Genomic DNA, 11,358 nt, shown 5'->3' with positions numbered 1-11,358 from the left:
CCGTTCTGCCCGTGGGACCCCGTGTTAGGGCCCCGGCCCCCATGCCAGGACGCCCGATGGCCCCCCCGATTCCCGCCGCACAGTCACCCCGCCCCAGCGCCCTCCGGCGCTTCCTGGACGGGCAGTCCTCCGCCGGGCTGGTGCTGATGGGGTCGGCGGCGCTGGCTCTCGCCATCGCCAACTCGCCGCTGGCGGCCGGCTACAACGCCCTGTTGCACGCGTATCTGGGCCCGCTCTCGGTCGGGCACTGGATCAATGACGGGCTGATGGCGGTGTTCTTCCTGCTCGTCGGCCTGGAGATCAAGCGAGAGGTGCTGGACGGGCAGCTCTCCACCTGGCCGCGGCGGATGCTGCCGGGCATCGCGGCGGCGGGCGGCATGGCGGTGCCGGCCGTGATCTACGCCGCGCTGAACGCCGGCACGCCCGAGACCCTGCGCGGCTGGGCCATCCCGGCCGCCACCGACATCGCCTTCGCGCTCGGGGTCATCTCCCTGCTCGGGGACCGGGTTCCCTCCTCGCTGCGGATCTTCCTCACGGCGCTGGCCATTCTCGACGACCTCGGCGCCGTGGTGATCATCGCCCTCTTCTACACATCCGGGCTGTCGCTGCTGGATCTGGCCGGCGCGGCGGCCGTGCTCGGAGTGCTCATCGCGCTCAACCGGGCGGGGGTGCTGCGGCTGCTGCCCTACCTCCTGCTCGGCCTCGCGCTCTGGGTGCTGGTGCTCCGGTCCGGGGTCCACGCCACCCTCGCGGGCGTGGCGCTGGCCCTGACCATTCCGCTGCGCGCCCGGCCCGGCGCCCCCGATGACGCGGCAAGCCCCCTCCACCGGCTGGAGCACGCGCTGCACGTGCCGGTCGGCTTCCTCATCCTGCCGGTCTTTGGTCTCGCGAATGCGGGCGTGGCCTTCCTCGGCCTGCCCGGCTCGGCCCTGGTGGCGCCCGTCACCCTGGGTGTCGGGCTGGGGCTGCTGGCAGGGAAGGTGGTCGGCGTCTTCGGGGCGGCCGCCCTGACCATCCGCCTGGGCTGGGCCGATGTTCCGTCCCGGGCGAGTTGGGCGCAGCTCTTCGGCACCGCCCTCCTCTGCGGGATCGGGTTCACCATGAGCCTCTTCATCGCCCTCCTTGCCTTCCCGGGCAGCGCGGTCCTGCAGGACGAGGCAAAAATCGGCATCCTCGGCGGGTCGCTGCTCTCGGGCCTGCTCGGCTACGCCGTCCTGCGCATCGCGCGGCCCGACGTGCCGGCCACCCCCTCCCGCACCTGAGCCCCGGTCAGCGCGATTGCGGCCGGTTCGGGTCGTCCAGGTTGGGGGGAACGACGAGCGGCATCGCGCTCGGGGCCGGATCGGGGGGCGGGGCCGGGCGGACGATGTCCCGGTCCGCCGTGGTCGGCCCCGGGTCGCCGCGCGGCACCACCATGGGATTCGGCGTGGCGGAGGCGGGTGCCGGCGCGGCGGGCGCCTCCGGGGCCGGGACGGTCGGGCCGGGCGCGGGAGAGGCCGGACCGTCGGGGCCAGTCGGCCCCGGGGCGGGCGCCGTCGGCCCCGGTGCCGCTGGTCCGGTCGGCGCCGGCTGCGCCAGCGCCGCGCCGCCCAAGAGCAGTCCGGGCAGCAGGAGCAGGCCGGCAGGGGAGATTCGGGCCATGGCCGCCCTCCATCGATTCGCGGTGGCAACCCGCGCCGCCGGCCCGGGTTGCACCCGTTCCCGGTCGTTCCCCTTGCGCCGCCGTCGCCCCCCGGCTACCCGGCGCGCCACAGAGACAGGGAACACGCCCCATGGCCACCGAGCGCACCTTCAGCATCATCAAGCCCGACGCGACCCGCCGGAACCTGACCGGCAAGATCAACGCGGTCTTCGAGGAGAAGGGCCTGCGCATCGTCGCCCAGCGCCGCATCCGTATGACGCAGGAGATGGCGGAGACGTTCTACGGCGTGCACCGGGAGCGCGGCTTCTTCAAGGACCTCGTGTCCTTCATGACCTCCGGCCCCGTCGTCGTGCAGGTGCTGGAGGGCGAGAACGCCGTGGCGGCCCACCGCGAGATCATGGGCGCCACCAACCCCGCCAACGCGGCCGAGGGCACCATCCGCAAGCTCTTCGCCGAGAGCATCGAGGCGAACTCCGTGCACGGCTCCGACAGCCTCGAGAACGCGGCGACCGAGATCGCCTACTTCTTCGCCGGCCACGAAATCGTCGGCTGACAGCTTTCCCGGCAAGGCGGGGAACCCCCGCCTTGCCGGGCCGCTTCGCACGGGGATACTGGCCGCGCACTCCAGCCGAGGTCCCGCCGTGCCCGCTTTCCCGGACGCCCCGTCCATCCTCTTCGTCCACGCCGCCTACCAGATGAAGGCGCGCTTCGACGCCCGGGGCACCGGCCTCCACGCGATCCAGGTCGGCAGCCCGGACGAGCTTCTCGCCCGCGGGGTGGAGGCCGACGTCATCTGCGTCTCCGGCCTCTGGCGCAACGCGGTGCTGGAGAATCCGGGCAAGCTGCGCTTCGTGCAGTCCATCTCCGCCGGCGTGGACCAGTATGACCAGGCCGCCTTCCGCGCCGCCAACGTGCGGCTCGCCAGCGCCCAGGGCGTGAACGCCAACGCCGTGTCGGAACACGCGATGTCACTGATCCTCGCGATGGCCCGACTGCTGCCCATGGCGCGCGACAACCAGGCGAAGCACTTCTGGCGCGGCATGATCGGCGACATCCCGCAGCGCGAGGACGAGCTGGGCGGCAAGACGCTGCTCATCGTCGGCCTCGGGCGCATCGGCGGCCGGCTGGCGCGGCTGGCCAAGGCCTTCGACATGAAGGTCATCGGCGTCCGCCGCGATCCCGCCGGCGGGATGAACGGCGCGGATTCCGTCCACGCCATGGCCGACCTGCCGGCGCTGCTGCCACAGGCGGACTTCGTCGCCCTCACCTGCCCGCTGACGCCGGAGACGATGGGGCTGATGAACGCGGCGGCCTTCGCGGCGATGAAGCCCTCGGCCCGCCTGATCAACGTCGCGCGCGGCAAGGTGGTGGACGAGCCGGCGATGATCGCGGCCCTGACGAACGGCCAGATCGCCGGCGCCGCACTGGACTGCGTGGTCGAGGAGCCGCTGCCCGCCTCCTCCCCGCTTTGGGAGCTACCGAACGTCTTCATCACCCCGCACAGCGCCGGCGAGACCCAGCGCTACGAGGATTCAGTCATCGACATCCTGATCGAGAACATCGGCCGCCTGCAGCGCGGCGAGACGGCGCTGAAGAACCAGATCGTCTGATCGGCCCGCCGCGGACCGGTTCAGATCGGTTCCGCGGCGGCCCGAAAAAAAGACGGGGGTCCGGGGGGAATACCTTCCCCCCGGTCTTTCCTTATTCCGCCGCCTGTCGAACCGTGCCCGCCGCGTCCAGCGCCTGGGACAGATCCGCCAGGATATCGTCGATGTGCTCGATGCCGACGGACAGGCGGACATAGCCCGGCGAGACACCCGTCTTCAGCTGCTCCTCCGGGGACAGCTGCGAATGGGTCGTGGTGGCGGGATGAATCGCGAGGCTCCGCGAATCCCCGATGTTCGCGACGTGGTAGAAGAGCTGAAGCGCGTCGATGAAGCGGCGCCCGGCCTCCGCACCGGCGGCCAGTTCGAAGCCGAGCAACCCGCCATGGCCGCGCGTGAGATACTTCTCCGTCCGCGCCGCCGCGACGCCGCGGTGGTGCTTGGGGTGAATGACGCGGGACACCTCGGGGCGCCCCGCCAGGAAGTCGGCCACCGCCTCCGCATTCGCGCAGTGCCGCTCGATCCGCAACGGCAGCGTCTCCAGCCCTTGCAGCGTCAGGAAGGAATTGAACGGGCTCTGCGACGCGCCGAGGTCTCGCAGCAGCGTCACGCGCATCTTCAGGATGTAGGCGATGGGGCCGAGCGGCTTCGCGGCCTCCACCCAGACCGCCCCATGATAGGACGGGTCGGGCCGGTGCAGCGCCGGCTGGCGCTCGGGATGCGCGGCCCAGTCGAAGTTGCCGCCGTCGATGACGACGCCGCCGATGCTCGATCCGTGGCCGCCGATGTACTTCGTGGTGGAGTGCATCACGACGGCCGCGCCGTGGTCGAAGGGCCGCACCAGCAGCGGGGCCGCGGTGTTGTCCATGATCAGCGGGATGCCGAGCGGCCGACCGATGGCGGCCACCTCCGCGATCGGGAAGACCTCCAGCTTCGGGTTCGGCAAGGTCTCGGCGTAGTAGGCGCGGGTGCGGGAATCGGTCGCGCGGCGGAACGCCTCCGGATCGGCGGGGTCCACGAAGCGCACCTCGATCCCCTGGTCGCGAAATGTGTTCGCGAACATGTTCCAGGTGCCGCCATACAGGTCGGTCGAGGAGACGACGTTGTCCCCCGCATGGGCCAGGTTCTGGATCGTGAAGGCCGTCGCCGCCTGGCCGGAGGCGAGCACCAGCGCCGCCGCCCCGCCTTCCAGCGCCGCGATACGCTGCTCCAGCGCGTCGTTCGTCGGGTTCATGATGCGGGTGTAGACGTTGCCCAGCTCCTGCAGCGCGAACAGCCGTGCCGCGTGCGCCGCGTCGTCGAACTGGTAGGAGGTGGTCTGGTAGATCGGCACCGCCACGGCCTTGGTGGCGGGATCGCGCCGCCAGCCCGCGTGCAGGGCGATCGTCTCGGGGTGGCGGCTCGTCATTTGGGTTGTCTCCTGCCCGTCTTGGCCGTTCGGCAGCCCGCAACGCGCCCGCGCGACCGTGGGCGTTGGAGCGGGCCGAAGGGTTCCGCACTTCCTCGCGGCGCTGCAACAACATTCACGTCACGTGCGTCGCGAAGTCGCAACCTTCGGGCGTTTCGCACTACGGCAAGGATCCGGCACCATCCTCCATCACCGAGGCCAGGGCGCGCGCGAGCAGGTCGCGTCCGAAGGGCTTGTCGAGCCTGGGCACGCCGACGACTGTTCCCTCCGGCAGATCGGCGTAGCCGGAGGCCAGGATGATTCTCAGCCCGGGGTAAAGCACGGCTAGCCGCGCGGCGAGCTCTGTGCCGGTCATGCCGGGCATGGCGTGATCCGTCAGCACGAGATCCGGCAGGGGCCCGGCGGCCAACGCCTCCAGCGCCGCCGCGGCCGTTGCGGCCTCGCGCGAGGCGTGGCCGAGATCGGCCAGCAGCGCCGCCGTGCTCGCGAGCACGAGCGGGTCATCGTCCACCACGAGCACCGAAAGCGGCCGCGAGGCCGGGCGGGCCGGCGGCACGAAGACGGGACCGGGCGCGGGCTCCGAGCCCAGCGGCGCGCGGGGCAGCCAGATCTCGGCGGTCGTCCCCTCCCCCGGCACGCTGTGCAGGCGCAGGGCCCCGCCGGACTGTGCGGCCAGCCCGTGCACCATGGACAGGCCCAGCCCCGTGCCGCGCCCCACGCCCTTGGTGGTGAAGAAGGGCTCCATCGCCCGCGCGAGCGTCTCCGCGTCCATGCCCATCCCGTGATCGGTGACGGAGAGGACGACGGCGTCGCCCGGCACCGGGGAGTCCGTCGTCGCATCGCCCGGCCGGTTCCGGCCGGCGACGCGAAGGCGGGCCTCCGGGTAGCGGTCGGGCGGCATGGCGTCCCGCGCGTTCACGCAGAGGTTGAGGATGGCGAGTTCGAGCTGGTTCGGGTCGGTCATCACCCACCAGAGATCCTCGGGCAGATCCTGCTCCAGCCGGACCTGCGGGCCGAGGCTGCGCGAGAGCATCTCCCGCATCGAGCGGATCAGCGCGGCCGTGTCCACCGCGCCCGTCCGCAGCTCCTGTCGCCGGGCGAAGGCGAGCATGCGCTGGGTCAGGGACGCACCGCGTTCCGCCGCGCTCGTCATGCCCTCCAGCAGGCGCATCGCGCCGGGATCGTTCGCGACGACCGCGCGCTTTCGCAGCAGCGCGGCGCCCGAGGTCACGACCTGCAGCAGGTTGTTGAAGTCGTGCGCGACGCCGCCCGTGAGCTGCCCCAGCGCCTCCAGCTTGCGGGATTGGGCGAGCTGCTCCTGCGCGGCCTCCGCCGCATCCACCGCCTCGCGCACGCGGGCCTCCAGCGCCGCCTGGGCCTCGCGCCTCTCCGTGATGTCGGCATAGACGCCGACGAAGCGGCGCGTGCCGGCGAGCGTCCGTCCGGTCACCGCGATCCAGCGCCAGGCTCCGTCCTTCGGCCGGCGAATGCGGTGTTCCACCGCGTAGGTGCGACCCTCCGCGACCGCGCGGTCCCGCGCGGCCCGCATGGCCGCCCGGTCGTCGGGATGCACCAGCGGCCGCCACGCCGCCATGCTGGCGCGGCCATCCGGCGGCACCGGCACGCCGAGAAAGTCGAAATGCCCGGGCGACCAGACGCCGATCTCGGCGTCCAGGTCCAGGTCGAAGGCCACCAGCCCGCCGGCCTCCAGCGCCAGTCGCAGCCGCTCCTCCGCGGCCTCCAGCTCCGCCTCGTGCTCTGCCACCCGCGCTTCGGCGCGGCGAAGGGCGGAGACGTCGACATGCACGCCGCGCAGGTGCCGGGCCTGACCCTCCGCATCGCGCTCGATCTCAGCCAGCGCGGAGATCCAGCGCTCCTCCCCGGCCGTGGTGACGATGCGGTACTCCGCGCGGTAGCCGTCGCCACGGCCCTGGACGGCAGCCAGGAACTCACCGGCGACACGGGCGCGGTCCTCCGGATGGATGCGACGCTCCCAGGCCTCGTGCGGCTCGTCGGCGCTCTCCGGCCCCAGGCCGTGCAATGCGAGGTACTCGGGCGACCGGATGTTGCGGAACTCCGTCCGCCCTCCCGGCCCGCCACCTGGCGTGACGATGATCTCGAAGCCACCCACCCGCGCGAGGCGCTGCGTGCGGGCCAGCTGCGCCTCGCGTTCGCGCAGCGCCGCCTCGCCCGCCGCCAGCGTCGCCGCCGCCTCGGCGAGCACGGCGCCGACCTCGTCCACCTCCCGCAGCGCCGTATGGACGGGAGGCACCGGCGCGCCGCCGCCGAGCGCCCGCGCCGCCTCCGACAGGTGCCGGATGGCGCCCGCGATCCGTCGCGCGGCGACGAGCGCGAGAAGCGTGGCGCAGCCGAGCAGCGCGGCACCGACCGCCGCCAGCGCCCAGGTCGCCCGCTGCACCGGGGCGTCCACCAGCGCCGCCGGGATGCTGATCCCGACGAGCCAGCCAGAGGCCGCGCGCAGCGTCGATGCCACGACCTCCCGGCCCTCCGCATTCGTCGCGCGCCAGACCTGGCCGAGATGCGTCGCGAAGCGCGGATGGGCCTCGGTGCCGATCGTCTGCTCGGGCCGGACCGTCCGGGCGATGACCCGGTTCTCCCGGTCCACCAGCGCGGCGGTCCAGCCGGGTTCCGGCACCTCGCGCCGCAGCAGCTCCACCAGCCGGTCCACCCGGAAGCCGGCACCGATCAGCCAGAGCCGGCCCGCCCCGTCCCGGACCGGCAGCCAGACGGCGTAGACCGGCTGGCCGCTCGGCTGTCCCCGGATCAGGTCGAGCAGGCGCGGCTGCCCGCCCGTCGCCACCGCGTGCAGCCCCGGCGGGGGCGGCATGTCCGGCAGCGGCTCGCCCGGGGCGACGGCGCTGTAGAGCACCAGCCGCTCCTCCGCGTCCCGCAGCGACATCGCGCCGCCCAGGTCGCGGGCGACGGCGGCCATGTGCCGCCACACGCGGTTCAGGTCGCCCTCCTGGAAGGAAGCGGTCGCGGCGACCGCGCGCAGCGTCACGGTCAGGCCGGCGATCTCGGCGTCCAGCGCGCGGGCAAGGGTCTGGGTGCGGCCCATCAGGCTGCGCTCCAGCCCGTCCCGCTGCGCCCCGGCGAAGCGCCAGGTGGCCAGCCCCGCGAAGCCCAGCACCGGCAGGATCACCGCCAGCGCCAGCAGGACCAGCCGCGTGCGGATGCCCGCCCCCCGTGGGGACGCGACGACCGAGGCGCCCCCGTCACGGGGCATCCAGCACCTCCCGCACCTTCGTCGCCAGGGCTTCCAGGGTGAAGGGCTTGGAGAGCAGTTGCACCCCCGGATCCAGCGTGCCGTTGTGGACGATCGCGTTGCGTGTGTAGCCGGAACTGTACAGCACGCGCAGCCCCGGACGCCGCCGCCGCGCCTCCTGCGCCAGCTGGTGCCCGTTCAGGTCCGGCATCACCACGTCCGTCAGCAGCAGGCGCAGGTCCGGGTGGCCGTCCAGCAGCTTCAACGCCTGCGCCCCACTGCCGGCGCCGAGCACGGTGTAGCCGAGCTCCCGCAGCGCGGAGACGATGAACTGCCGCACCCGCTCCTCGTCCTCGACGACGAGGACCGCCTCCTCCGGCCGGCCCGGCGGAAGCATGACGGGCGAGGTCGTCGGGGCGGCCGGCGCCGCCTCTGGCCCGACGTGCCGGGGCAGGTAGAGCCGCACCGTCGTGCCGGCGCCGGCCTCGGTATAGACCTTCACGTGGCCGCCCGACTGCCGCGCGAAGCCGTAGACCTGGGACAGCCCGAGGCCCGTGCCGCGCCCGGCGGGCTTCGTCGTGAAGAAGGGGTCGAAGGCGCGGGCGGCCACATCGGGCGGCATGCCGGTGCCGGTGTCGGTCACGGCGACCATGACGTACTGGCCCGCCGGCACGCCCTCATGCTCGGCCGCATAGGCATCGTCGAGATGGGCGTTGGCCGTCTCGAGCGTCAGCCGGCCGCCGCCGGGCATGGCGTCCCGCGCGTTCACCGCGAGGTTCAGCACCGCGCTCTCCAGCCCGTTCGGGTCGGCATGCGCCATCCAGAGCCCGCCGGCGCGGACGAACTCCACGCGGATGGTCTCCCCGAGGCTGCGGCGCAGCAGCTCGCCCATGCCCGCCAGCAGCCGGTTCGCGTCGAGTGGCACGGGCGCCAGCGGCTGCAGCCGCGCGAAGGCGAGCAGCCGGTGCGTCAGGGCGGCCGCCCGCTCCGCCCCGTCCAGCGCGCCGGAGACGAAGCGGGACAGGTCCGTCTCACCCCGTGCGGCGCGGCGGCGCAGCAGGTGCAGGTTGCCGATGACGACGGCGAGCATGTTGTTGAAGTCATGCGCGATGCCGCCCGTCAGCTGTCCCACCGCCTCCATCTTCTGGGACTGTCGCAGCCGTTCTTCCAGCCCTGCCCTTTCCTCGACCTCCGCGCGCAGGCGGTCGCTGGCCTCGATCGCGGCGTCGCGGTCCCGCTCGGCGTCGCGGGCCCGGCGCCAGGCATCCACCAACGCGAAGGCGCCGAGCAGCGCCGCCAGCACCAGCACGGTCGAGACCGCGACCAGCAGCGCGCGGCCATTGGCGTCGGCGCGGGCGAAATTGGCGACGAGCCGGCGCTGGCCGGAAGCCTGGAGCGCCCCGATGGCCGCGCGGGCCCGGTCCATCGCGGCGAGGCCGGTATCGGCGCGGACGACCGCGAGCGCCCCCTCCCGGTCTCCGGCCTGCGCGCGCTCCAGCGTGTCCCGCAGCTCCGCCAGCTTCGCCGCCACGGAGGCGCGCAGCGCCTCCAGTTCGGGCCGCTCCTCCGGCGCAACGGGCAGGCGGTCCAGCGCTGGCTCCAGCGCCGCCGTCGCATTGCGATAGGGCTCGAGGTAGCCGTCCTCGGCGGTCAGGAGAAAGCCGCGCTGCCCGGTCTCCGCGTCCTGCAGAAGGCTCAGGACGCGGGAGAGGCGGGCCTCCCGCTCCAGCCCGCGACGGACCGTCGCCCCAGCCTCCACCTGACGCCAGGCGAACCAGCCCGTGCCGGCGGCGGCCAGCAGCAGCAGCGCCACGCCGGCCAGCAGGGGCCAGAGCCCGGCCAGACGCGACCGGGCCGGCGAAGCGGATGGGGCGGCGGGCAAGAGGGTCCTTCCGAAGGGACCGCGCAGCCTACACGGGGCCGGCGGGGCGGGTCAGCCCCGGGCCACCTCCACCGCCGCCTCCAGCCCCGCGGCCGCCGCGAGGCTGTCCACCCGGCGTTGCACGCTCTCCCCGGCGAAGACGCCGCTTCCCTCCACCAGGCGCAGCACCAGCCGCCCGCCGCGGCGCTCCAGCGCCGTGCCGGCCAGAAGGGCGGGCGTGCCGCCGGACAGGGTGTAGGCCAGGCGCAGCGCCGCCCCGAGCAGCTCCGCCCGCGCCTGCGCCGCTCCACCAAGCAGGGCGCGCGCCGGCGCCAGCAGCGCCGCCTCCGTCGCCTCGTAGCGAAGCGCGACGGCGAGGGCGAGGAAGGCGCGGGAATGATGGTCCAACCCCACGCCGGGCTGGCGGAGCACGCGCAGGAAGGCCTGCTCCCCGCGGTAGTCCGGGTGGTCGTGGCTGCCGGTGTCCGAGACCCAGCAGGCCGCCACGCGCAGCGCCGCGTCGGCCGGGGATTCGTCGGCGAAGAGGGGTGCCGTCCAGGCTGCGAGGGCTGGCGGCAGGGCGGGGTCACGGCCGAATCGGAGGCCGAGATCGCGCCCGGCCGCGAGCAGCGGGTCCTCCGCCCGCACGGCCGGAGGCAGGCGACGGGCGTACCACCCCTCCCGGAGGCCGTTGGCGGAGAAGACCACGCGCCGCGCGCCGGTCGCGCGCAGCAGGCGCCGCAGCGCGACGGCGGCATAGGGCAGGTCGGCCGCGCGCTTGGCCGGCGCGCCGGGCAACCGCGCCGGCTTCTCGGCCGCCCCGATCACGACGGCGCAGAGGTCCCGCGCCTCCTCCCTACCCAGCACGAGGTGGTGCACGATCGAGAGCGGGTAGTTCGTCTGCACCATGTGGATCTTCGCCAGCGCCCGCCAGGCACCGCCGACGAGGTAGAGGTCCCTCCCCTGCCCCCGCGCGAGCCAGGGCACGGTCTTCAGCGTCTCCTCCACGATGGCGCGGGCGCGGGTCGGGCTGCCCTCGGACCGGTCGTTCAGGCGGATGACGCCGAGCGGCAGGCTGGCCGAGGCCGCGACCCCGCCGCCGACGAGGTCCACCACCTCCAGCGAGCCGCCGCCGATGTCGCCGAGGATGCCGTCCGCGCCGGGGATGCCGAGCAGCAATCCCTCCGCCGACATCGCCGCCTCCTCCGGGCCGGAGAGGATGCGGAGCGGGACGCCGGGCATCCGCGCGCGCAGCGCCTCCGCGAAGGCCGGGCCGTTGGACGCGTCCCGCATCGCGGCGGTGGCCAGCACCTCGATCGGCGCGGCCCCCATCGCCCGCGCGATGGCGAGGTAGCGTCCCATGATGGTCAGCGCGCTCTCGACCGCCGCGGGGTTCAGCCGGCCGCTCGCGTGCAGGCCGCGGCCGAGGCCGAGCACCGCCTTCTCGTTGAAGACGGCGACGGGGTTGCGCGACAGCCCCTCGAAGACGACGAGGCGAACGGAGTTGGAGCCGAGGTCCACCACGCCGACGCGCGGCGGCACCGGCATGGCCCGATCGCCCGAACCCGGCAGGACGACGAGGCCCGGCAGGGCCGTCTGGAGCGGCGTCAGGTCCAA

General features: G+C 73.9%; 8 protein-coding genes. 3 read left to right on the top strand and 5 right to left on the bottom strand.

Going from position 1 to position 11,358, the window contains the following annotated elements; translation table 11 throughout:
* Positions 1-56: 56 nt before the first annotated feature.
* The gene (gene nhaA / locus ACP6CK_RS27270; protein ID WP_426956479.1) at positions 57-1,262 is read left to right on the top strand and encodes a Na+/H+ antiporter NhaA; all 1,206 of its coding nucleotides are present in this window, start codon (positions 57-59) and stop codon (positions 1,260-1,262) included.
* 7 nt (positions 1,263-1,269) lie between these two features.
* Here nhaA and ACP6CK_RS27265 read toward each other — a convergent pair whose 3' ends face one another.
* Complete coding sequence (locus tag ACP6CK_RS27265) at positions 1,270-1,641, bottom strand: hypothetical protein (protein ID WP_426956478.1); 372 nt, start codon at positions 1,639-1,641, stop codon at positions 1,270-1,272.
* A gap of 131 nt (positions 1,642-1,772) precedes the next feature.
* Between ACP6CK_RS27265 and ndk the strand changes: the two genes are divergently transcribed.
* Together ndk and ACP6CK_RS27255 are read left to right on the top strand one after the other, a co-directional pair.
* Positions 1,773-2,195, top strand: coding sequence for a nucleoside-diphosphate kinase (gene ndk, locus ACP6CK_RS27260; protein WP_426956477.1), 423 nt, complete (start codon positions 1,773-1,775; stop codon positions 2,193-2,195).
* An 88-nt stretch (positions 2,196-2,283) separates the two neighbouring features.
* The gene (locus ACP6CK_RS27255; protein ID WP_426956476.1) at positions 2,284-3,252 is read left to right on the top strand and encodes a D-2-hydroxyacid dehydrogenase; all 969 of its coding nucleotides are present in this window, start codon (positions 2,284-2,286) and stop codon (positions 3,250-3,252) included.
* Positions 3,253-3,343: 91 nt separating this feature from the next.
* On the opposite strand, the gene ACP6CK_RS27250 is transcribed toward ACP6CK_RS27255, so the two are convergent.
* From ACP6CK_RS27250 to ACP6CK_RS27235, 4 genes are all read right to left on the bottom strand, one after another.
* Positions 3,344-4,654: an O-acetylhomoserine aminocarboxypropyltransferase/cysteine synthase family protein gene (locus ACP6CK_RS27250; protein WP_426956475.1), complete on the bottom strand. Its 1,311-nt coding sequence runs from the start codon at positions 4,652-4,654 to the stop codon at positions 3,344-3,346.
* A gap of 160 nt (positions 4,655-4,814) precedes the next feature.
* On the bottom strand, positions 4,815-7,901 hold the full coding sequence (locus tag ACP6CK_RS27245; protein ID WP_426956474.1) for a PAS domain-containing protein: 3,087 nt from the start codon (positions 7,899-7,901) through the stop codon (positions 4,815-4,817).
* On the bottom strand, positions 7,891-9,762 hold the full coding sequence (locus ACP6CK_RS27240) for a CHASE3 domain-containing protein (protein ID WP_426956473.1): 1,872 nt from the start codon (positions 9,760-9,762) through the stop codon (positions 7,891-7,893). Before ACP6CK_RS27240 ends, ACP6CK_RS27245 begins: the two co-directional genes overlap by 11 nt.
* 51 nt (positions 9,763-9,813) lie before the next feature.
* Entirely contained in the window at positions 9,814-11,289 is a 1,476-nt protein-coding gene (locus tag ACP6CK_RS27235) for a Ppx/GppA family phosphatase (RefSeq protein ID WP_426959988.1), read from the bottom strand.
* Between the last annotated feature and the right edge of the window lie 69 nt (positions 11,290-11,358).

The sequence above is a fragment of the Muricoccus radiodurans genome (assembly GCF_050154705.1).
Classification (GTDB): domain Bacteria; phylum Pseudomonadota; class Alphaproteobacteria; order Acetobacterales; family Acetobacteraceae; genus Roseomonas; species Roseomonas radiodurans.
The sequence above is the reverse complement of the archived record's forward strand: the minus strand, read 5'-3'. Positions and strand labels throughout refer to the sequence as shown.

Bases quoted from the DNA above. Each gene is read 5' to 3' on its own strand.
- nhaA (WP_426956479.1), top strand. From the start codon at position 57: ATGGCCCCCCCGATTCCCGCCGCACAGTCACCCCGCCCCAGCGCCCTC.
- ACP6CK_RS27265 (WP_426956478.1), bottom strand. From the start codon at position 1,641: ATGGCCCGAATCTCCCCTGCCGGCCTGCTCCTGCTGCCCGGACTGCTC.
- ndk (WP_426956477.1), top strand. From the start codon at position 1,773: ATGGCCACCGAGCGCACCTTCAGCATCATCAAGCCCGACGCGACCCGC.
- ACP6CK_RS27250 (WP_426956475.1), bottom strand. From the start codon at position 4,654: ATGACGAGCCGCCACCCCGAGACGATCGCCCTGCACGCGGGCTGGCGG.
- ACP6CK_RS27245 (WP_426956474.1), bottom strand. From the start codon at position 7,901: ATGCCCCGTGACGGGGGCGCCTCGGTCGTCGCGTCCCCACGGGGGGCG.
- ACP6CK_RS27235 (WP_426959988.1), bottom strand. From the start codon at position 11,289: ATGCCGGTGCCGCCGCGCGTCGGCGTGGTGGACCTCGGCTCCAACTCC.